This is a genomic window from Streptomyces coeruleofuscus, assembly GCF_039532725.1.
GTDB lineage: Bacteria > Actinomycetota > Actinomycetes > Streptomycetales > Streptomycetaceae > Streptomyces > Streptomyces coeruleofuscus.
The window spans coordinates 315930-336449 of record NZ_BAAASE010000006.1; the positions used below are offsets into that span (position 1 = coordinate 315930).

A 20520-nucleotide genomic window follows, 5' to 3' on the forward strand; every position below is an offset into this window, starting at 1 on the left:
TCACCGTCCCTTCGGCAGGCCGAGGATCCGCTCGGCGATGATGCCGTGCTGGATCTGCGAGGTGCCGGCCGCGATGGTGTACGAGAGGGAGGAGAGGCGGTCGAGCGTCCAGGGGCGGTCCAGGTCGAGACAGTCGGCGCCCAGTACCTCGGCGGCGGCGTCGTAGAGCTCCTGGCGGGCGTGCGAGTACCGCAGCTTGAAGACCGAGCCTCCGACGCCCGGCACTCCGCCCGACGCCTGGGCCGCGCTCACGTTCCACTGGATCAGCCGCCACAGCGCCCGGAACTCGGCGTTGAGCCTGCCCAGCCGGCGCCGGAGCGCCGGGTCGTCCCAGCGGCCGTTCCCGCGGGCCTCGACAGCCAGTTCGCCGAGGACGCGGCGGCAGGCGACGACCTCGCCGGCGAAGGCCGTGCCGCGTTCGAAGGACAGCGTCACCATGGTCACGCGCCAGCCGTCGTTCTCGTCCCCGACCCGGTTCTCCGCCGGCACCCGCACCTCGTCGAGGAAGACCTCGGCGAACTCGGCCGACCCGGCGAGCGTGCGCAGCGGCCGTACGGTGACGCCGGGCGCGTCCATGGGCATGGCCAGCCAGGTGATGCCCCGGTGCTTGGGGGCGTCCGGGTCGGTGCGGACCAACAGTTCGCACCAGTCGGCGACTTCCGCGTGGGAGGTCCAGATCTTGGAGCCGGTCACCACGTAGTCGTCGCCGTCGCGCCACGCGCGCGTGCGCAGGGCCGCGAGGTCGGAGCCGGCGTCCGGCTCGCTGAAGCCCTGGCACCAGACCTCCTCGCCGCGCAGGATCGGCGGCAGCCAGCGTGCCCGTTGTCCGTCCGTGCCCTCGGCGGCGATCGTCGGGCCGGCGTGCAGCAGCCCCACGAAGCTGGCCCCCACATAGGGAGCGCCCGCCTTCTCCGTCTCCTCCAGGAAGATGAGCCGGATGGCCGGGGAGGCGTCCCAGTGGACGTCGGCGTACCCGGCGTCGTAGAGCCTGCGCTGCCAGCCGAGGTCGTAGGAGCGCCGCCCGGGCCAGTCGTCGGGGGACGGCTCGGCCGGGAGGCCGGGGAGCGTCTTCGCGAGCCACTCCCGCAGCCGGGCCCGGAACGCCTCCTCCTCGGGGGTGTCCGACAGGTCCATCAGCGGTCGAGGTCCAGGTCCAGCATCCGGATGGCGTTGCCGCGCATCAGCTTGTAGACCGTCTCGTCGTCGAGGCCCTTCACGTGGTCCAGGGCGACCTCCTTGGTGTGCGGGAAGGTCGAGTCCACGTGCGGGTAGTCGGTCTCGAAGGTGGCGTTGTCGCGGCCGACGACATCGATCGACGCCACTCCGTGCTTGTCGCGGAAGAAGCAGCAGAAGATCTGCCGGTAGTAGTACGTGGACGGCGGCTCGGGGATCGTGTCGCGGACGCCGCCCCAGGCGCGGTGCTCCTCCCAGACGTCGTCGGCACGCTCCAGGGCGTAGGGGACCCAGCCCATCTGCCCCTCGCTGTAGGCGAGTTTGAGGCGCGGGAACTTCACCAGGACCCCGCTGAAGAGGAAGTCCATCATCGAGGCCATCGCGTTGTTGAAGCTGAGCGAGGCCTGGACGGCGGGCGGGGCGTCCGGGGAGGCGGCCGGCATCTGGGACGAGGACCCGATGTGCATGTTGACGACCGTCCCGGTCTCCTGGCAGACCGCGAAGAACGGGTCCCAGTAGCCGGAGTGGATGGACGGCAGCCCGAGGTGCGCGGGGATCTCGGAGAAGGTCACCGCCCTCACCCCGCGCGCGGCGTTGCGCCGGATCTCGGCGACCGCCAGTCCGACGTCCCACAGCGGGATCAGGCACAGCGGGATGAGCCGCCCGCCGCTGTCCCCGCACCACTCCTCGACCATCCAGTCGTTGTAGGCGCGCACGCAGGCGAGGGCGACTTCCTTGTCGTGCGCCTCGGCGAAGGTCTGGCCGCAGAAACGGGGGAAGGAGGGGAAGCAGAGACTGGCCTCGACGTGGTTGAGGTCCATGTCCTCCAGCCGTGCCTTGGGGTCCCAGCAGCCGCGCCGCATCTCGTCCCGGGTGATGCCCTCCAGGGTCATCTGGTCCCGGTCGAAGCCGACGGCGGCGATGTTGCGCTTGTACGGGAACTTCAGGTCCTCGTAGATCCACCAGTCGGTGGGCTGGCCGTCCGGATCCATCGTGATCCGGTACTTGCCGCCGACGTAGGCGAGTTCACCGATCCCGGCGGTCAGCGCCTTGGGGCCGCGGTCGCGGTACTTGGCCGGCAGCCACGTCTCGAAGAGGTGGGCCGGCTCGATCACGTGGTCGTCGACGCTGATGATGCGGGGCAGTTCGGTCGCCATGGGTCCCCTCCGCCGGACGGTACTTATCTGATGCAGCGTCAGATAGCATCCCACCTGACGACCCGTCAGCCAAGGAGCCAGGGGGCAGACGTGAACGACACCCCGCACGCCCTGAGTTCGTCCCGCACGCTGTGGGAGCTGGTCACCCGGCGCGCCGCCCTCACCCCCGACCGTCCGCTCTTCTTCCAGGACGACCGGTCTGGAAGGCGCACGCTCACCTTCGGCGCCCTGCGCGCGCGTGCCGAGCGGGTCGCGGCCGGCCTGTACGGGAGGGGCGTACGCCCCGGCACGGTGGTCGCCTGGCAGCTGCCCACCCGCATCGAGACGGCCCTGCTCTCCTTCGCGCTGGCCCGCCTCGGCGCCGTGCAGACCCCGGTGATCCCCTTCTACCGGGACCGCGAGGTCGGCTTCGCGCTGCGCGAGTCGAAGGCGGAGTTCTTCGCGGTGCCGGGCGAGTGGCGCGGCTTCGACCACACGGCGATGGCCCGGCGGCTGGGCGCGAAGGGCGTCTTCGAGGCCTACGACGACCTGCCCGACGGCGATCCGTCCGTACTGCCGCCCCCGCCCTCCGACGGCACCGCCGTCCGCTGGATCTACTGGACGTCCGGCACGACCTCCGCCCCCAAGGGCGTGCTGCACACGGACCGTTCGCTGCTCGCGGGCGGTTCCTGCCTCGCCCACGCCCTGCGGCCCTCGGCGGACGACGTGGGGTCGATCGCCTTCCCTTACGCCCACATAGGCGGGCCCGACTACACGGTGATGCTGCTGCTGTACGGCTTCCCGGCGGTGCTGTTCGAGCAGTTCGCGCTGCCGGACGCGCTGGAGTGCTACCGGCGGCACGGGGTGACGGTGGCGGGCGGCTCGACGGCGTTCTACTCGATGTTCCTGGCGGAGCAGCGGAAGCAACCGGGCGTTCCGATCGTCCCCTCACTGCGGCTGCTGGCGGGGGGCGGGGCGCCCAAGCCGCCGGAGCTCTACCACGCCGTCGTACGCGAGATGGGCGTGCAGCTCACCCACGGCTACGGCATGACCGAGGTGCCGATGATCACCATGGGGGCGCCGGACGACAGCCCCGAGCTGCTGGCGACGACCGAAGGGCGGCCACCGGAGGGGATGGAGATACGGATCGTGGACGGGGAGGTGCGGCTGCGCGGGGAGGCCGTGTGCCGGGGATACCTGGATCCGGGGCAGACGGCGGAGGCCTTCGACGAGGACGGGTTCCTGCGCACCGGCGACCTCGGGCGTCTCAGGGACACCGGGCACCTCGTCCTCACCGGCCGGCTGAAGGACGTGATCATCCGCAAGGGCGAGAACATCTCGGCCCAGGAGATCGAGGACCTGCTGCACCGGCATCCCGCGGTCGGGGACGTGGCGGTGGTCGGGCTGCCGGACGCGGCGCGCGGGGAGCTGGTGTGCGCGGTGGTGGAACAGCCCCCGGGAGCCGAGCCCCTGACGCTCGCCGACACGACCGCCTTCCTGCGCGCGGAGGGACTGTCCGTGCACAAGCTGCCCGAGCGGCTGGAGGTGGTGGACGCCCTTCCGCGGGGCGAGACCCTGCGGAAGGTGCTGAAGTACGAGCTGCGCGAGCGCTATGCGGGCACGTGACGCCCGGCGCCCGGGGCGGCTACTCGGGGACGGTGAAGTAGCGGGCGAAGGCGGACACGACCTCGGCCTCGCCGACCTTGCCGTCACCGTCCGCGTCGAGCGTGGCGGCGGCCGTGCCGGCGACGTCCTCGGGGACGCCGAGGCACTTCAGGACGCGGGCGGCCTCCTCGACCGTCGCCGCGCCGTCACCGTCGGTGTCGGCGACGTCCAGGGACGCGTGCAGGAAGGGACGGGCGATCTCGGCGAAGCGGTCGGGGTTGTCGCGCAGCCGCTTGACCGCGCCGTTGACGAACTCCTCGCGTGTGATGCGCTGGTCGCCGTCGCGGTCCGCGATCCCGGCCATGCCCTGCCAGAAGCCCTCGGCGCCGCCGTACAGCGCCTGCCCCTTGTCGGACCGGGCCGCCACGGCGAACTCCGTGAGCAGCGCCTTGGCCGCGCCGTAGAAGTCCTCGCGGTCGATGTAGCCGTTGCCGTCCTGGTCGAAGGTGGCGAACCGGGCGGCGATCTTGCGCTCGTACTCGCTGCTGACCATGTCTCTTTCGGGCCGCCTTACGTCAGGTGGGGTGCGTCTCGCTCGGAGCGTACGACGGAGGGGGCCGTTCGGGCGCGGGAAAACGTCACTTGTGCCAAGACCGGGGGAATTCCGGGACAACAGCGTGTCGGAACGGCAACACTCGCCCTACCGTGCGTCACCGGCCGTTCACGCGGACAGGGGTTCGCCCTCGTCGGCCAGGGCCGCGTCGACATCGCCGTACACGTCGAACAGCCTGCGGACGCCCAGCGCGCCGAGGACCCGGTTGACGTGCGACCCGTCGGCCGCGCCCCGGGCGGGCAGCACCAGCCGCAGCCTGCCCTGGCAGGAGCGGATCAGACGGCGGGCGGCGATGAGGACGCCGACGCCGCTGGAATCGCAGAAGAACACCTCGGACAGGTCGAGGACGAGACAGTGGTGCCCCTCGGCCACCGCGTCGTGCACACGCTGACGCAGCACCGGCGACGTCACCAGATCCAGCTCGCCCGACACCTGGAGCACGGCCCATTCGCCCTGCTCGCCGCCGGTCACTTTGAAGGTCACCACCACGCCCTTCGATCGCCAAAACGGAAGCAGTCCCTACGCTTCCTTGCAGCGCGGCTGCCCAGCGGCCGTTCCCTGAAACACAACCCGAAAAACGGATCCCCCGTAGAAGAGGCTTGTTTTAGTCGACTTCGTTCCTGTTCGATCCTCTTCAGTCAGATCTGATCGGAGGGCGGATGAGTAAGCGCGGCCCGAGGGCACCCGGAACGAGCGCCGCTGGTCCCCCTACCACCTGCGGCCGGTCAGGGGGCGCACATTGCCACAAAGGGGCGTGCGCTACCGGACGTGCCGACTACATTCGGGGAGACGTCGGACACAGGCTGGACAGGGCACGGGCGCGGCACATGGGCAGGGGGTGAGGGAGCCGCATGGCGAAAAAGGACGTACCGCCTCGCTGGGACCGCAAGATGCAGCAGCGGCTCGCCCGCGGGGAGGCCGCCGCCCTCGGTGAGCTCTACGACCGGTTCGCCTCCCTCGTGCACGGCCTCGCCCACCGCGTGCTCGGTGACGAGCGCGCCGCCGACGGCATCACACGCGAGGTCTTCATCCACGTCTGGGAGCATCCGGACGCCTACGACCCGAGACAAGGCCCTTTGCGCACCTGGGTCGCCACGCTGACCCACCGCCTGGCCGTCCAGCGCCTGCGCACCACCGAGACCGCCGCCCTCGCCCTCGAGGGCTCGGGCACCCCGGAGGAACTGGAGCACAAGGTGCGCCGGGCCTCGGTCGCCGCCCGCGCCGACTACATCGTCCAGTCCATGCCGGTCCCGCTGCGCTCGGCCCTGGAGCGGGCCTACTTCCAGCGCCGCGACTACCGCCAGACCGCCACCGACCTCGGCATCACCGAGGACGAGGCCCGCCGCCGCCTCCGCCTGGGTCTGCAACTCCTGTCCACCGCCCACGACTCCGAGGCACCCGGTGCGCCGCCCGGACACGGGGGTGCGGTGTGAACGGGCCGGACCGGTTCGAGGCGTACGACGGCGCGGGCGGTGACGGGCACGAGGAGGGGGACGGGCACGAGCCCGGGAGTCCGCCGCGGATCCCCGCGCCCCGGGCCTCCGTCGAGGACAGCGGGCTGCCGTTGCCCGCGCTGGAGGATTCCGGTGACGCGCCGGCGCCGCCGCCCGTACGGCTCGTGTTCGAGCACCCCGTGCTGAAGGCCCTGCTCGGCGCCTGGGCGCTGGCGGCGTGCTCGGCGGAGGAGGCCACGGCCGTCGAGGAGCACCTCGGCGAGTGCGGCGCGTGTGCCGACGAGGCGCGGCGGCTGCGCGAGGCGGTCGGGCTGCTGCAACGCCCCGACAGCCTCGACCTGGACCCGGGCCTGCGCACGCGGGTCCTGGGAGCCTGCCTGGAGCGCCGCCCGCCGCGCATCCCGGTGCCGGACTGGGCCGCCGCGTACGACGCCGAGACCGCGCGCCTGGACGCCCTGCTCCAGGACTTCGGCGACGCCGAGTGGCACGCGCCGGTACGGCTGCGCTAGTTCCGGGCCGACGAGGCCACGAGCCGCCGTACCACCGTCGCCGGCGTCATCGCGCATCTGCTCAGCGTGGACGGGCTGGTGGCGGTCGCGCTGGGCCTCGACGACCCGCTCGGCGACGTCACGTCCCGGCGCCCGACGCCGGCGGCCCGCACCGAGGCGTACTGGAGTGCCTCCCACTTCCCGCCCACCCGTGCCGTGCGGGCGCCCTGGCGGGAGCAGAGCCACGGCATCGTCCGCACGGCGTCCTTCACGGGCAGCGGCGTCGGCGGGCTGCCGGTGCCGTACGGCGACTTCGAGCTGCCCCTGCGCGACGCGATGCTCGACCGTGCCTTCGAGTGCTGGGTGCACGCGGAGGACATCGCCGACGCGGTCGACTACCCGTACGACCCGCCCTCGCCGCGCCATCTGCACCGCATGATCGACCTGGCCGCCCGCATGCTGCCGAACGTCCTGGCCCACCGCCGCCGCAACGGCCTGGCGGCACCCGCCCACCACCGCCACCTGGTGACCGCGGGCGAACCGGGCCGCAGCCTCCGTCTGGAGATCGAGGGCTCGGGCGGCGGCGAGTGGCTGATCCCCCTCGACTCCCCCGCCGCGAAGGGCTCCGCCGACCACGAGGTGGCCCACGTGGCCCTGGACGGCGTCGAGTTCTGCCGCCTGGCAGCGGGCCATGTGCCGCCCCAGGAGGCGGCGGCGGGCCAGGTGGGAGACAGGGAGGCGATCAGAGACGTCCTGTTCGCGGCGGCGTCACTGAGCAGGATGTAGGAACCGCGTTCCTAGGCGAAGATCACAGTCCGCCGCCCGTTGAGCAGGATCCTCCGCTCGGCATGCCACTTCACGGCCCGGGCCAGCGCCTGGCACTCCACGTCGCGCCCGATCGCGACCAGCCCCTCCGGCGTCACGTCGTGCCCCACCCGCTCGACCTCCTGCTCGATGATCGGCCCCTCGTCGAGATCGGCCGTCACGTAGTGAGCAGTCGCCCCGATCAGCTTCACACCCCGGGCGTGAGCCTGGTGATACGGCTTCGCCCCCTTGAAGCTCGGCAGGAACGAGTGGTGGATGTTGATGATGCGCCCGGCCAGCGCCTTGCACAGGTCGTCCGACAGCACCTGCATGTACCGGGCGAGGACGACCAGCTCGACACCCTCCTCACGCACGATGTCGAGCAGCCGGGCCTCAGCCTCGGACTTGGTGTCCTTCGTCACCGGAATGTGGTGGAAGGGGATGTTGTACGAGTCCACCAGCTCCGCGAAGTCCGTGTGGTTGGACACCACACCCGCGATCTCCACCGGCAGCGCCCCGGTCCGCGCCCGGAACAGCAGATCGTTCAGGCAGTGCCCGAACTTGCTGACCATCAGCAGGATGCGCATCTTCTCGTCGGCCCGGTTGATCTGCCAGTCCATCTGGAAGGAGTCACCGATCGCCGCGAAGCTGGCCCGCAGCTTGTCCAGGGTCACCGGGGCGTCCGCCGAGAAGTGGACGCGCATGAAGAACAGTCCCGTGTCGTGGTCGCCGAACTGCTGGCTGTCCTCGATGTTGCAGCCGGTCATGAACAGATAGCTCGACACGGCGTGCACGATGCCCTTCCTGTCCGGACAGGAGAGGGTGAGGACGTACTGGTCGGCCGGGGCCTCGGCGCGGGTGGACTGCTCGTTCATGCAGGACAGGTTCCCACAAGGGCCGAGGGGACCGGCAATCGTCCCGCTAGGCGGACCTGGTCATGATCCGCAGTACGTCGAGGGTGCGCGGTGGCGTGTCCGGGTCCTCGCCGTCGCTCGCGGCCAGCCGCACATGCGCGTCCCGGGCCGCCCGGACCGCCTCGGGCCACGCCTGGTGCTCGAGGTACGTGGCGACCGGCGCGTCCGGCCCGACCTGGTGCATGATCCGCAGCACCCGCAGCACGGCCGTGTCGACGAGGGCCGCCTCCTGGGAGTCGCGGAAGATCGTGCCGACGTACTTCTCGGCGGACCAGTGGTCCAGCCAGGTGTCCTCGACCAGCCGGTACACCGCGTCGGTCACGTCACCGTAGCCGTCCACGCCGGCCAGCCAGACGTCCCGCTGGAACCCGGGGTCGGAGAGCATGTGCAGCGCCGAGCGCACGTTGCTGCGCCAGCGCCACCACGGCATGTCGTTGACAGGCATGCCGCCCATGGTGGATGAGCGACGGCCACGACGGGAAGAGTTCTCCGAAGCTTGCACGGTCATCGATCGTACGTTCCCCTCCACATCGGTCACACCGGCCCCTGCAATTCACCTGTGCGTCACCAATTGTTGACCAGAGATCACTCACGGGTTAGCCATGTGGCGGAATCGTGCGGAACCATGACCGGTAGGCGACGCAAGCGCAGCACATTCCTCCCCGGCCTCCTCGCCCGTCACGCCAGAAACGGCGTCCTCTCCGCGGGCACGGCGGTCGCGTGCGCGGCTCTCGTCTCCGGCTGCGGGGTCGTCCCCGGCACCACGGGGGATGCCGGGGACGACCCGATCACCGTCATGACCTGGGCGCCGGAGGACACCAAAGCCACCAACAAGCCCGGAATGCCCGCCTTCGCCCGCGCCTACGCCCGCTGGGTCAACGCCAAGGGCGGGATCAACGGCCGCAAGCTCAACGTGCTGACCTGCAACGACCACAACGACAGCGTGGCCGCCGCCAAGTGCGCCCGACGGGCGGCCAAGGAGAACGTCGTCGCGGTCGTAGGATCCTACAGCCAGCACGCCGACTCCTTCTTCCCTTCCCTGGAGGGCGCGGGCATCCCGTACATAGGCGGCTACGGCATCACCAACGCCGAGTTCACCAGCCCCCTGTCCTACCCCGTCAACGGCGGCCAGCCCGCGCTGCTCGCCGGTCTCGGCAGCGCCCTCGCCGACTGCGGGCCCGTCTCGCTGATCCGGCCCGACACCATCGCGGGCGACCAGCTGCCCCCGCTGCTCGACTCCGGCCTGAAGACGGGCGGGCACTCGCCCGCCCGGGACCAGCGGGCGGCGGAGGACGCCACCGAGTACGACGGCCACGCCGATCTGGCGCTGCGGACGACGACCACGGACGCGGAGGACGAGGGGTGCGTGGTGCCGGCGCTCGGGGACCGCAACAGCACCTTCATGGACTCCTTCCGGCGCGCCCGCGAGGAGTACCCCGACGTACGGACGGCCACCGTGCTCGGCAGCGTCGACCAGACGGTGATCGACGCGACCGGCGGGGCGTCGGGGCCGTACGAGGGCTCGTACATCACCGGCTGGTACCCGGTGGCGAGCGATCCCCGCTGGGACGCGATGAAGCGGGTGATCAAGGAGGAGGCCTTCGACGACAACCGCATCGACCCCGCGGACGCCGGAGTGCAGACCACGTGGATCGCCTACAGCGTGTTCCACAAGGCCGTCGAGTCGCTCGGCGACGGGGAGGTGACCGCCGACACGGTCGCTGAGGCCCTCGACGACGGCCTCAGTGTCAGCACGGGCGGTCTCACGCCGACCCTTCGGTGGCGGTTCGAGGGCAAGCTCGCCTCCGTCGGCTTCCCGCGCATGGTCAATGCCGACGTGACCCTTCAGGTGGTGCGGGAGGGACGGCTGGTGTCGGCGCGGAAGGGCTTCGTCGACACGACGCGGACGCTGGAGAACGCCGACGTGAACTACTGAGCCCCGGCTCGGCAGTTCACGCCCGTACCGGATTGCCTCACAGCTGCGTCGGCTGCCTCTCGGTCAGGCCGTACGTCTTCGCGATGCCGTTCCACAACTTGGCCGCCTTGGCCTTCTCGGCACTCGCGACACCGCTGGCCCGGTTGCCGGCCTGCGTCTGGCCGGTGACGCGGGCCTGGCCCTTCTTGCAGCCCTTCTTGCCCGCGGTCTGGTCGGCCCAGGCCGCGTAGTGGTTGTCGGCCGAGGCCGAGGCCTGCCACGCCTTGGTGAGGGCGGTGGTCAGCGCGGCGTGGTCGGGCAGCTTGTCGACCGTGACGCCGGAGAGCCGGGTGACCAGCTGGTTGCGCTGCCTGGCCGCGTCGCGCAGGTCCTTGGCGGCCTGGGCGAGGTTGTCGCAGCCCTTCACGTCGGCCACCGCGTTGATCACGGTGCTGCGGCTGTCGCCGCTGTCGGCGAGCAGCTTGTCCAGCTCGACCGCCTGCGCGCGGGCCGGGTCGGCGGACGGAGAGGCGGAACCGTCCGTCGCGGGCGCCGAGGCGGCCACGGTCTTGTTGTCGCCGCCTTCGTCGTCACCGCCTCCGCCGCCCGCGAGCAGCGCGCCCGCACCGACGCCGAGGACGGCGATGCCGATGCCGACGGCCGCGATGACCGGCACGCGGGAGCCGCCACGGCCACCGCGACCGGACCGGCCGCCGCCGGAGTGACCGCCGCCGGGCGGGGCGTAGGAGGGCTGGGACTGCGGCTGGGGCTGCTCGAAGCGGGGCAGCTGCTGGGTGGCCGCGGCCGGGCTCTCGGCGCCGTGCTCGCTGCGGAAGAGGTTCTCGAACCCGGCGGGCGGCTGCGGGTCCCCGCCGGGCACCGGCGCGATGTACTGCGTTGCCTCGGCGTCCGGGTTCGAGGCGGGCGACAACGGCCCGGTCCCCAGGAACCGCGTCGCCTCGGAGTCCTGCTCGGCGGGCATCTCGGGCGGCAGCGCGCCCGGGCCCACCGGGGGTATGTACTGCGTCGCCCCCTCGTCGGCCGGGGTGGCGGCGACGGGCGGCAGATACTGCGTCGCCCCCTCGTCGGCCGGGGTGGCGGCGACGGGCGGCAGATACTGGGTCGCCCCCTCGTCGGCGGCCGGAGGCAGCGGCGCACGTCCGGCGGCGGCCCCGTGCCCGTCGGAGACCGGCGGCTGCGGACCGCCCGCGGCAGCGGAGCCGTACGCATCGCTCTGCCGGGGCGGCTGCCCACCGGCGGACCCGTACGCCCCGGAGGCCGGTGGCAGCCCGCCCCCGGCGGGAAATCCGTACGCGCCGGATTGCTGGGGCAACTGCCCGCCGGTGGGGCCGGTCCCGTACGCGTCGGCCTGCTGCGGCGACTGCCCGCCCTCAGGACGGGCCCCGTACGCGCCGGTCTGCTGCGGCGACTGCGTCCCGGCAGGACCGGTCCCGTACCCGCCGCTTCCCTGAGGGCCCGGCGCCCCGGCAGAGGAGTTGTACACGTCGGTCTGCTGGGCCGGAGGCAGGCCGCCCCCGGCGGGAGAGCCGTACGGGCCGGCCTGCTGCGGCGGCTGTCCGCCCTCCGGAGGCAGCGGGGCGCCGCCCGCGGGAGCGCCGTACTGGGCGTCGCCCGCGGGAACGCCGTACTGGGCGTCGCCCGCGGGAGCGCCGTACTGGGCGTCGCCCGCGGGAGCGCCGTACTGGCCGGCATACGAGTTCGAGGGCTGGGTGCCCTCCGGGGGCAGCGCGCCCTGGCCCGGTGTGCCGGGAGTGGAGTGCTGGGCGTCCCATGCCGGTGCCTGGGGCGGCGCCGACTGCCAGCTCTGGCCCGGCTGCGCGGACGGGGTCTGCTGGTCGGGGCCCCACGGCTGGCCCCATGTCTGCCCCTCGGCGGGGGCGGAGGCCGGGGCCTGGCCGGTCGGGGGCGGGCCGGACCGGCGGCCGGAGGGCGCGTCACCGGTTCCGCCCGTCATGCCCGGCAGCAGGGGCTCACCACCGTCGGAGGGCAGCACGATGCCTTCGCGCGCGGGGCGCGCCGAGGGCTCCTCGCCCTGTCCACTCTGCGTCACCGGGACTCCTACTAATGGGGGACCTTGTGAATCGTCGGGTCACGCTACCGGGTCCCCGGAGCCCGGTGCCACGCAGCACAGGGCGAGGCCTCCTGCCCTGTGAGCGCGGTAACAAAACCGGGTCACGGCACGCCGCTCATGTCACCTCCCGCGCGTCAGGCGGCCGTTTCCCCACGTTCACGCATCCGCAGGCCCTGTGTTCACGCCGCCGCCTGGAGGTCCAGCCGCGCCCCGAACTCCCTGACCACCGCCTCGTCCCGGTACGGCTCCAGCCGCTGCTGGAAGTCCTCCAGATACTCGGCGCCCCGGTTGGTGCGCAGCCCCTCCAGGAGTTCGACGGCCTTCATGCCCGTGCCGCACGCCTCTTCGATCTCGCGCTGCTGCACCTGCGCAGTGGCCAACAGCACATAACCGATGGCCCGGCGGCGCGCCCGCGTCTCGGGATGCCCGGCCAGCGACTCCTGCGCACACCGCGCCGCCGCCTCGGCCTGCCCCAGATCCCGGTGGCAGTGGGCCAACTCGTCGGCGAGATAGGCCTCGTCGAAGTGAGCGATCCACGCCGGGTCGTCCCCGGCGGCCGGATCGGCCACCTCCAGGGCGCTCACCGCGCGCCCGGCGGCGGTCTGGGCGGCGCGCGCGTCGCCCATCAGGGCGTGGCCGCGCGCCTCCGCCGCGTGGAACATCGACTCCGCACGCGGCGTCACGCGCCCCCGCGCCCCCTCCTGCGCCGCCCGCGCCAACTGCGCGATCTCCCGCGGGTTCCCGAGCTGTGCGGCGAGGTGGCTCATGGAGGCGGCGAGCACGTATCCGCCGTAGCCCCGGTCCCCGGCCGCCTGGGCGAGCCGCAGCGCCTGGATGTAGTAGCGCTGGGCCAGACCGGGCTGACCCGTGTCCACGGCCATGTACCCGGCGAGCTCCGTCAGCCGGGCCACGGCGGCGAACAGGTCCCGCCCCACCGCCTCCCGGTACGACCCCGCCAGCAGCCCCGAGACGACGCTGTTGAGGTAGTGCACGACGACCGGCCGGACATGCCCGCTGCCGTACTGGTGGTCGAGATCCACCAGCGCCTGCGTCATGGCCCGCACGGCCTCCACGTCGGACTGCCCCACCCGCGGCCCGGCCGAGCGCGACACCTGCGTGTCCGGCGCGGAGATCAGCCAGTCACGGCTGGGCTCGACCAGCGCGGACGCGGCGACGGAGGAGCCGGACAGGAAGTCCCGCCGCCCCACGTCACTGCGCCACAGCTCGCAGACCTGCTCGATGGCCCCCAGCACCGTCGGCGAGAACTGGAGACCGACGCCCGAGGCGAGGTTCTTGCCGTTGGCCATGCCGATCTCGTCGATCGTGACCGTACGGCCGAGCTTGCGGCCCAGCGCCTCGGCGATGATCGCCGGTGCCCGGCCCCTTGGCTGCTGCCCGCGCAGCCAGCGCGCCACCGACGTCTTGTCGTAGCGCAGGTCGAGGCCGTGCTCGGCCCCGCACATGTTGACCCGGCGGGCGAGGCCGGCGTTGGAGCATCCGGCTTCCTGGATGAGCGCCTGGAGCCGTTCGTTCGGCTGCCGGGCGACGAGCGGCCTTGCGGCCATGGCGTACCCCCTGTGGCTGCGGTGCCTGCCCACGCACCGAGTTGACGTGTCTTCCGCGGCCGAGTCCCTTCACGCTCCAGCGAAAGGATCCGGCCGTGAAGATCAATGCCCCGCCGACCAGGCGAAAATGCGAGGCATGTGAGGATTGCCGGGGTAACGGCTGTTGCCGGCCCCCCTCGTGGCTACCCAGCTCCGGCCGCGGTTCCTCCTGCGCGCCCCCGCACATGCACCCATGCGCCCCGACTACAGGGGCGGTGCTCCTCCCCGCGCACGCGGGTGGGCGTAACCCCTGGTGACGACCAGAGTTGTGTTCATCGTGGAAGAGACGATCGCCGGCACCGAAGCCGCTCAGATCCCGAAGCAGCGCGGGGAATCGCTGCTGGAGACCGCTGTTCGCTACGCCGAGGAACGCCACTGGGACGTGTTCCCCGGCACCTGGCTGGAAGCCGCCGACGGCGCTCAGCGCTGCTCCTGCGGTGACGCCGCGTGCCCGGCGCCCGGGTCGCACCCGGCGCGTCCGGACTGGGAGTCGCAGGCGACGGGCAGCGCGACCGTCGCGCGGCGGATGTGGCAGAAGCAGCCGACGGCGTCGATCCTGCTGCCGACGGGGCGTACCTTCGATGCGATCTCCGTGCCGGAGACCGCCGGGTTTCTCGCGCTGGCGCGGATGGAGCGGATGGAGCTGACGCTCGGGCCGGTGACGCTCACGCCGGATCGTCGGATGGAGTTCTTCGTGCTGCCGGGGGCCGCTGTGAAGGTTCCCGATCTGGTGCGGAAGCTGGGGTGGTCGTTGTCGTCGCTGGATCTGACCGTGCTGGGTGAGGGCGCGTACGTGGCCGCGCCGCCCACGCGGTTCGGGTCTCGGGGAGCGGTGCAGTGGGCCTGCCGGCCCACGCCTGCGAATCGGTGGCTGCCGGACGCGGAGGAGTTGATCTCGCCGTTGGCGTATGCGTGCGGCAGGGATCGGTAAGCGCCTGTTCGTCTGCCTGATTGCCGTTTCGTGGCGGCTGCGGGTTGTGTTCGGTTGCTCGCGCCCGCGCGGCGGAGCCGCATACCAGACAGAGTCCCGCGCCCCTTGAGGGTCGCTTCTCCACCGTAGGGTTCAGCTTGACGGAGGGAGACGCGGTGGGATCCAGCGCTGTACGGGTGCAGGGGCTCTGGAAGCGGTTCGGGCAGCAGGTCGCTGTTGCCGGGGTCGATCTGGAGTTGCCCGCGGGCAAGTTCATCGGGCTTGTCGGGCCGAACGGGGCCGGGAAGACCACCACACTGTCGATGGTGACCGGGCTGCTCAGGCCCGACCACGGGACCGTCGAGGTGGTCGGGCACGACGTGTGGCGGGACCCCGTCGAGGTGAAGGCGCGGATCGGGGTGCTGCCGGAGGGGCTGCGGCTGTTCGAGCGGCTGTCGGGACGGGAACTGCTGGCGTACAGCGGGCGGTTGCGCGGGCTGCCCGGTGCCGAGGTCGACAAGCGGGCCACGCAGCTCCTCGACGTCCTCGATCTGGCGGGCGCCCAGCACAAGCTCGTCGTCGACTACTCGACCGGTATGCGCAAGAAGATCGGGCTCGCCACGGCCCTCCTCCACAATCCCGAAGTGCTGTTCCTGGACGAGCCGTTCGAGGGCGTCGATCCCGTCTCCGCCCAGACCATCCGGGGCGTCCTGGAGCGGTACACCGCCTCGGGCGCCACGGTCGTGTTCTCTTCCCACGTCATGGAGCTCGTCGAGTCACTGTGCGACTGGGTGGCCGTCATGGCCGCCGGGCGGATCCGCGCGCACGGGACGCTGGCGGAGGTGCGGGGTGACGCGCCCTCCTTGCAGCGGGCGTTCCTGGAGCTCGTCGGGGCGCAGAGCCGGGACGCCGGATCCGACCTCGACTGGCTGGGCGGCGGGTCCCGGTGAGCGGCGCCACGATCACCCCCGTCGTCGTACGGCTGAAGCTGTCGCTGCTGCGCAACGGGCTGCGGCAGTCCGGCGGGCGCAAGGCCGCCTACATCGCCTCGGCCGTCTTCGCCCTGCTGTTCGCCGCGCTGCAACTGATCGGCCTGATCGCGCTGCGCGGGCACGCGCACGCCGAGTCGGTGGTCGTGCTGGCGGCGGCGGTGCTGGGGCTCGGCTGGGCGGTGATGCCGCTGTTCTTCCCCAGCGGTGACGAGACGCTTGATCCGACCCGGCTGGTGATGCTGCCGCTGCGGCCCCGGCCGCTGGTGCGGGCCCTGCTCACGGCGTCGCTCGTCGGCATCGGGCCGCTGTTCACGCTGTGCCTGCTGATCGGGTCCGTGGTGGCGGTGGCCGAGGGCGGGGCGGCGTTCGCCGTCGGTGTCGTCGCCGTCGTGCTGGCGCTGCTGGTGTGCGTGGCCCTCGCGCGGGCCGTGGCCGCCGCCAACGTCCGGCTGCTGACCAGCCGCAAGGGGCGGGACCTCGCGGTGCTGAGCGGACTGGTCATCGCGATCGGGGCGCAGGTCGTCAACTTCGGCGCGCAGCGGCTCGGGGCGTCCGGACTGGGCGAGCTCGACCCGGCGGCGGACGTGCTCCAGTGGGTGCCGCCGGCGTCGGCGATCGCGGCCGTGCACGCGGTGGGCGAGGGGTCGTACGGTCTCGCCGCCGTGCAACTGGCGCTGACCGCCGGCGCGCTGGCCGCGCTGCTCGCGGTGTGGTCGCGGCATCTGACCCGGCTGATGACCTCGCCCGACGGGTCGACGCTGCCGGCCGCCGAGTCGGCCGCCCGCGAGCGGACGTCGACCGGGCTCGGGCGGCTGCTGCCCTCCGGCCGCACCGGCACGGTGATGGAGCGCAGCCTGCGGTACGTGTGGCGCGACCCCAAGACCAAGGCGGCCTGGGTGACGTCGCTGGCCATCGGGCTGATCGTGCCGGTGTTCAACGCCTGGCAGGGCACCGGGTCCGTGTACTTCGCCTGCTTCGCCGCCGGGATGCTCGGCATCCAGATGTACAACCAGTTCGGGCAGGACACCTCGGCGTTCTGGATGGTCGCGATGACGATCTCGTCGACCCGCGACGCCTACGTCGAACTGCGCGCCCGCGCGCTGGCCCTGCTGCTGATCACCCTGCCGTACGCCACGCTCGTCACCGTGGTGACGACCGCCATGCTCGGTGACTGGCGGCGGCTGCCCGAGGCGCTGGGGCTGTCCTTCGCGCTGCTCGGCGCGATGCTCGCGACCGGGGCGTGGACGTCCGCCCGCTTCCCCTACTCCATCCCGCAGGAGGGCTACAAGAACGTCGCCCCCGGGCAGACCGGGCTCGCCTGGATCTCCATCTTCGGCGGGATGATCGCCGCCGCCCTGCTGTGCGCGCCCGTCATCGCGCTCGCGATCTGGCTGAACGTGACCGCCGACGGCGACGCCTGGACGTGGCTGCTGCTGCCGGTGGGCACGGCGTACGCGGCGGCGCTCACGGCCGTGGGACTGCGGCTCGCCGCTCCGCAGACGGCCCGGCGGTTGCCGGAGATCCTCACGGCGGTCAGCAAGGGATGACCGCGGGACGTCAGTCGCCGCCGAGGGCGTCCAGGAACGGTTCGATCGCCGCGCGCCAGGCCTCCGGCTGGTCGTAATGGACCAGGTGACCGGCGTCGGCGACCTCCGCGTACTGGCCGCGGGGCAGGACGCGGACCATCTCCTGGGCCTCCGCCCGGCCCAGCTCGCCGTCGAGGCCGCGCACCACCAGGGCCGGGCACCGGACCTGGGCCAGCTCCTCCCAGTGCGCGTCGAACACCCACGTCTCTCGGGAGCGCAGCATCTGCTCCGGGTCGAAGACCGGGCGCCAGCCGTCGGGGGACTCGGCCATCACCTCGGCGTAGAACTCGCCGCGGGCCGGGTTGGGCCGCTCCACCCACGGGTCGTCCTCGCCGAACCACTTGCGGACGTCGGCGAGCGTGGCGAACGGCAACGGCCAGGACTGGAACCACTGGTCCCACTCGCGCTGCGAGGCGGCGCCGAGCGCCGAGGCCCGCATGTCGCAGATGATCAGGCCACGGACCAGATCGGGGCGCTTGGCGGCGAGCTGCCAGGCGGTCAGCGCGCCCATGGCGTGGCCGATGAGGACGACCGGGGCGAGGCCGAGCTGTTCGAGGGCGGCCTCGGCGTCGTCGACGTAGGCGTCACGCGTGAAGGAAGCCTGCGGGGGCTTGTCGCTGCGGCCGTGGCCGCGCTGGTCGAGGGCGACCGCGCGGTACCGGCCGGAGAGCCAGCGGGCGGTGGACGCCCAGTGCGAGGCGCGGCCCATCAGGCCGTGGAGTAACAGCACGCCCGGAGAGCCGTCCGGCACGTCCCGCGCCGGATCGGATCCTGCCGGATCGGTCTTGGGCGGGTCGCCGAACTCCCAGGCCGCGAGGCGTACGCCGCCCGTCCCGGTCACGTCGATGCGTCGCGCCATGTCCTGGCACCCCCCAAGCTTCGCGCGGACCGTGGCCGTCATGGGCCGGTCGGTCCTGTGAACCGTGTTCTGCCTGCCGTGCCTGTCGCCGTTCCTCGTGGTTCCTGCCGGAGTGCACATCCCTGTAGCGCACGTTCCGGTTCGTTCGTCACCCGCAGATTATCGAATAGCCATTCGAGGAGGCCGTTCTCGCGGGCAACACCCCTCGTTCGAGTGACCACCCCCGAGGATTGATCGCCTCGGCCGAGGGGAGATCTTCAACGGGAGGCGGACCGCTCGGGGAAACCGGTCCGACGGGGATGACCCTGAGAGCTCGGGGCTCCGGGTCAGCACAGGGGAGGACAGGCCCCGGCGCCACACGGCGCCGGGGCCCTCTGCTTCTGCACGGCACATCCTTCCGCCCCCCTCCCCGGCCGGGCGACATCGCTGTCAGGCCACGGCCAAGAGCCCTCAGGTCATATGCCTCACGCGACAGCGTCGCACGGGAAACGGGCGAGCGCTGCCATTCGACGGACTGAATCCAGGATTCGACGGGATCACGCCAACACCACAACGACCCCACGCACAACGGAAGTTGGCGACCACCCCGGGACCGGGTCCGCGGCCGGGCTCCCCGGGCTCAGGGCTTGGCGACGAACACGTGGGAGGCGACGTCCGACTCCAGCTCGGCCGCCTCGCCACCGCTGCCGACCAGCACACCACCCGCCGACTCCGTCACGCTCACCACCGAGCCGGGCTGCACGCCCGCCCGCCGCAGCGTGTACATCAGCTGCGCGTCCGTCTGGATCGGCTCGCCGATCCGGCGCACCACGACCGTCTTGCCCTCCGCGCCCGGGTCGAGGCTGGCCAGCGACACCATGCCCTCGTCCAGGAACGGATCGGCGCCGTCCTTCTCGCCGAGCTCCTCCAGCCCCGGGATCGGGTTGCCGTACGGCGACTCCGTCGGGTGCCGCAGCAGCTCCAGGACGCGGCGCTCCACGGCCTCGCTCATCACGTGCTCCCAGCGGCACGCCTCGGCGTGGACCTGCTCCCACTCCAGACCGATCACGTCGACGAGCAGACACTCGGCGAGGCGGTGCTTGCGCATCACGCGCGTGGCGAGCCGGCGGCCCTCGTCCGTGAGCTCCAGGTGCCGGTCGCTGGCGACGGACACCAGGCCGTCGCGCTCCATCCGCGCCACGGTCTGGCTCACCGTGGGCCCGCTCTGGTCCAGCCGCTCGGCGATACGGGCGCGCATGGGGACCACACCCTCTTCCTCCAGCTCGAGGATGGTGCGGAGATACATCTCCGTGGTGTCGATCAGTCCGGACATACGTGCCCCTCGAATGAGATCTGCCGGAGGCTGGACGGCTCACCGGCGTGTGCGCTGGCCCTGCACCCAATTCTGCCGGATACCACCGACAACCGTGCCGCGGGAGGAGAAGCGGGGGTTACCCGGGGCCCGCGGGGGGTACCACGGAGCCTTTCACAGCAGTGTGGAGCGCTCCCACGACCCTGCCGAGCTTTTCACGGCCGTATTGACACCGCACTGGTCCAGACCGCACCGTGATGCGCGACACTCGGCCCTGAGCCCGAAGGGACCCCGTATGAGCGACCGCGCGCCGGCCGGCCAGTTCCTCGACGCCGCGATCGGCCTGCTGCGGCGGGTCCGCGACGAGGAGGCCGACAGCATCGCGGCGGCCGGGACGCTCCTCGCCGACACCGTCGAGAACGGCGGCCGCCTCTTCGCCTTCGGCGCCGGGCACTCCTCCCTCGCCGCCCAGGACCTCGTCTACCGCGCCGGCGGTCTGGCCCTGATGAACCTGCTCGCCGTGCCGGGTGTCGTCGGCGTCGACGTCATGCCCGCACCGCTCGGCTCCGCCCTGGAACGCGTCGACGGCCTCGCGAGCGCCGTCCTGGACAGCTCCCCGCTGCGCGAGGGCGACGCCCTGCTGATCATCTCCCTCTCGGGGCGCAACGCCCTCCCCGTGGAGATGGCCATGAGCGCGCGCGCCCTGGGCGTCAAGGTCATCGGCGTGACATCGGTGGCGTACGCCTCGGAGACGAAGTCCCGGCACGCCTCGGGGACGTACCTCAAGGACCACTGCGATCTCGTCCTCGACTCGAAGATCGCGGTCGGCGACGCGGAACTCACCCTCGACAACGTGCCCGCCCCCTTCGCCCCCGCTTCCACGGTCGTCACCTCGGCCCTCCTCCAGGCCGTCATGGCGACGACGGCCGCCACGCTCGCCGACCGCGGCGTCGAGCCCCCGCTCCTGCGCTCCGGGAACGTCGACGGGGGCCACGACTGGAACCGACGGGTGATGGAGCGGTACCGGGACCGGATCTTCTACCGGCACTGACACTTGCTGCCGGCGCCGAGGCGACGCGGCCCG

Annotated in this window: 17 protein-coding genes and 1 pseudogene; 8 read left to right on the forward strand and 10 right to left on the reverse strand. The window is 72.2% G+C overall.

Annotation, left to right across the window (positions count from 1 at the left end):
- Together ABFX81_RS24915 and ABFX81_RS24920 are read right to left on the reverse strand one after the other, a co-directional pair.
- On the reverse strand, nt 1-1134 hold the full coding sequence (locus ABFX81_RS24915) for an acyl-CoA dehydrogenase family protein (protein WP_346138685.1): 1134 nt from the start codon (nt 1132-1134) through the stop codon (nt 1-3).
- Nucleotides 1134-2330, reverse strand: a complete 1197-nt coding sequence (locus ABFX81_RS24920; RefSeq protein WP_086849490.1) for an amidohydrolase family protein — start codon at nt 2328-2330, stop codon at nt 1134-1136. Before ABFX81_RS24920 ends, ABFX81_RS24915 begins: the two co-directional genes overlap by 1 nt.
- A 90-nt stretch (nt 2331-2420) precedes the next feature.
- Here ABFX81_RS24920 and ABFX81_RS24925 point away from each other — a divergent pair, with 90 nt between their 5' ends.
- Nucleotides 2421-3935 carry an AMP-binding protein gene (locus ABFX81_RS24925; protein WP_086849492.1) on the forward strand — a complete coding sequence of 505 codons (1515 nt, stop codon included), beginning with the start codon at nt 2421-2423 and terminating at the stop codon, nt 3933-3935.
- 19 nt (nt 3936-3954) lie between these two features.
- Here ABFX81_RS24925 and ABFX81_RS24930 read toward each other — a convergent pair whose 3' ends face one another.
- Both ABFX81_RS24930 and ABFX81_RS24935 read right to left on the reverse strand, forming a co-directional pair.
- Entirely contained in the window at nt 3955-4467 is a 513-nt protein-coding gene (locus ABFX81_RS24930; RefSeq protein ID WP_086849494.1) for an EF-hand domain-containing protein, read from the reverse strand.
- A gap of 168 nt (nt 4468-4635) precedes the next feature.
- A complete protein-coding gene (locus tag ABFX81_RS24935) occupies nt 4636-5016 on the reverse strand; it encodes an STAS domain-containing protein (protein WP_086604412.1) in 381 nt (126 codons plus the stop codon).
- A 362-nt stretch (nt 5017-5378) separates the two neighbouring features.
- Here ABFX81_RS24935 and ABFX81_RS24940 point away from each other — a divergent pair, with 362 nt between their 5' ends.
- Entirely contained in the window at nt 5379-5960 is a 582-nt protein-coding gene (locus tag ABFX81_RS24940) for a sigma-70 family RNA polymerase sigma factor (protein ID WP_086849496.1), read from the forward strand.
- Nucleotides 5957-7255 (forward strand): annotated as a pseudogene (locus tag ABFX81_RS24945) (zf-HC2 domain-containing protein). The gene ABFX81_RS24940 and the pseudogene ABFX81_RS24945 overlap by 4 nt, the downstream one beginning before the upstream one ends.
- Nucleotides 7256-7266: 11 nt before the next feature.
- Here the strand turns inward: ABFX81_RS24945 and purU are convergent.
- The gene (gene purU, locus ABFX81_RS24950; protein WP_086849502.1) at nt 7267-8148 is read right to left on the reverse strand and encodes a formyltetrahydrofolate deformylase; all 882 of its coding nucleotides are present in this window, start codon (nt 8146-8148) and stop codon (nt 7267-7269) included.
- Between the two features lie 46 nt (nt 8149-8194).
- A complete protein-coding gene (locus tag ABFX81_RS24955) occupies nt 8195-8695 on the reverse strand; it encodes an SCO4402 family protein (RefSeq protein ID WP_086849504.1) in 501 nt (166 codons plus the stop codon).
- A 117-nt stretch (nt 8696-8812) separates the two neighbouring features.
- Between ABFX81_RS24955 and ABFX81_RS24960 the strand changes: the two genes are divergently transcribed.
- The gene (locus tag ABFX81_RS24960; protein WP_086849506.1) at nt 8813-10123 is read left to right on the forward strand and encodes an ABC transporter substrate-binding protein; all 1311 of its coding nucleotides are present in this window, start codon (nt 8813-8815) and stop codon (nt 10121-10123) included.
- A 37-nt stretch (nt 10124-10160) separates the two neighbouring features.
- Here the strand turns inward: ABFX81_RS24960 and ABFX81_RS24965 are convergent, their stop codons facing one another.
- Together ABFX81_RS24965 and ABFX81_RS24970 are read right to left on the reverse strand one after the other, a co-directional pair.
- Nucleotides 10161-11696: a hypothetical protein gene (locus tag ABFX81_RS24965; RefSeq protein ID WP_428837214.1), complete on the reverse strand. Its 1536-nt coding sequence runs from the start codon at nt 11694-11696 to the stop codon at nt 10161-10163.
- A gap of 677 nt (nt 11697-12373) precedes the next feature.
- Nucleotides 12374-13759 (reverse strand): NsdA family TPR-like regulatory protein, encoded by a 1386-nt coding sequence (locus ABFX81_RS24970; protein WP_086849508.1) that lies wholly within the window; start codon nt 13757-13759, stop codon nt 12374-12376.
- Between the two features lie 307 nt (nt 13760-14066).
- On the opposite strand from ABFX81_RS24970, the gene ABFX81_RS24975 reads away from it, so the two are divergent.
- The 3 genes from ABFX81_RS24975 to ABFX81_RS24985 all read left to right on the forward strand — a co-directional run bounded on the left by ABFX81_RS24975 (nt 14067) and on the right by ABFX81_RS24985 (nt 17247).
- Entirely contained in the window at nt 14067-14729 is a 663-nt protein-coding gene (locus tag ABFX81_RS24975; RefSeq protein ID WP_086849510.1) for a bifunctional DNA primase/polymerase, read from the forward strand.
- 137 nt (nt 14730-14866) lie between these two features.
- The gene (locus ABFX81_RS24980) at nt 14867-15658 is read left to right on the forward strand and encodes an ATP-binding cassette domain-containing protein (RefSeq protein ID WP_086849511.1); all 792 of its coding nucleotides are present in this window, start codon (nt 14867-14869) and stop codon (nt 15656-15658) included.
- Entirely contained in the window at nt 15655-17247 is a 1593-nt protein-coding gene (locus tag ABFX81_RS24985; RefSeq protein ID WP_346138686.1) for a transporter, read from the forward strand. The genes ABFX81_RS24980 and ABFX81_RS24985 overlap by 4 nt, the downstream gene beginning before the upstream one ends.
- A 10-nt stretch (nt 17248-17257) precedes the next feature.
- On the opposite strand, the gene ABFX81_RS24990 is transcribed toward ABFX81_RS24985, so the two are convergent.
- Together ABFX81_RS24990 and ABFX81_RS24995 are read right to left on the reverse strand one after the other, a co-directional pair.
- Entirely contained in the window at nt 17258-18145 is an 888-nt protein-coding gene (locus ABFX81_RS24990; protein WP_346138687.1) for an alpha/beta fold hydrolase, read from the reverse strand.
- Nucleotides 18146-18764: 619 nt separating this feature from the next.
- Nucleotides 18765-19457, reverse strand: coding sequence for an iron-dependent transcriptional repressor DtxR (locus tag ABFX81_RS24995; protein ID WP_010035781.1), 693 nt, complete (start codon nt 19455-19457; stop codon nt 18765-18767).
- Between the two features lie 274 nt (nt 19458-19731).
- Between ABFX81_RS24995 and ABFX81_RS25000 the strand changes: the two genes are divergently transcribed.
- Nucleotides 19732-20487: a sugar isomerase domain-containing protein gene (locus ABFX81_RS25000; RefSeq protein WP_086849517.1), complete on the forward strand. Its 756-nt coding sequence runs from the start codon at nt 19732-19734 to the stop codon at nt 20485-20487.
- Nucleotides 20488-20520: the final 33 nt, after the last annotated feature.

What these genes read in the sequence shown, in the direction of transcription:
- ABFX81_RS24940 (WP_086849496.1), top strand. Translation starts at nt 5,379, where the DNA reads ATGGCGAAAAAGGACGTACCGCCTCGCTGGGACCGCAAGATGCAGCAG.
- ABFX81_RS24970 (WP_086849508.1), bottom strand. Translation starts at nt 13,759, where the DNA reads ATGGCCGCAAGGCCGCTCGTCGCCCGGCAGCCGAACGAACGGCTCCAG.
- ABFX81_RS24995 (WP_010035781.1), bottom strand. Translation starts at nt 19,457, where the DNA reads ATGTCCGGACTGATCGACACCACGGAGATGTATCTCCGCACCATCCTC.
- ABFX81_RS25000 (WP_086849517.1), top strand. Translation starts at nt 19,732, where the DNA reads ATGAGCGACCGCGCGCCGGCCGGCCAGTTCCTCGACGCCGCGATCGGC.
- ABFX81_RS24990 (WP_346138687.1), bottom strand. Translation starts at nt 18,145, where the DNA reads ATGGCGCGACGCATCGACGTGACCGGGACGGGCGGCGTACGCCTCGCG.
- ABFX81_RS24960 (WP_086849506.1), top strand. Translation starts at nt 8,813, where the DNA reads ATGACCGGTAGGCGACGCAAGCGCAGCACATTCCTCCCCGGCCTCCTC.
- ABFX81_RS24915 (WP_346138685.1), bottom strand. Translation starts at nt 1,134, where the DNA reads ATGGACCTGTCGGACACCCCCGAGGAGGAGGCGTTCCGGGCCCGGCTG.
- ABFX81_RS24930 (WP_086849494.1), bottom strand. Translation starts at nt 4,467, where the DNA reads ATGGTCAGCAGCGAGTACGAGCGCAAGATCGCCGCCCGGTTCGCCACC.
- ABFX81_RS24920 (WP_086849490.1), bottom strand. Translation starts at nt 2,330, where the DNA reads ATGGCGACCGAACTGCCCCGCATCATCAGCGTCGACGACCACGTGATC.
- ABFX81_RS24955 (WP_086849504.1), bottom strand. Translation starts at nt 8,695, where the DNA reads ATGACCGTGCAAGCTTCGGAGAACTCTTCCCGTCGTGGCCGTCGCTCA.
- purU (WP_086849502.1), bottom strand. Translation starts at nt 8,148, where the DNA reads ATGAACGAGCAGTCCACCCGCGCCGAGGCCCCGGCCGACCAGTACGTC.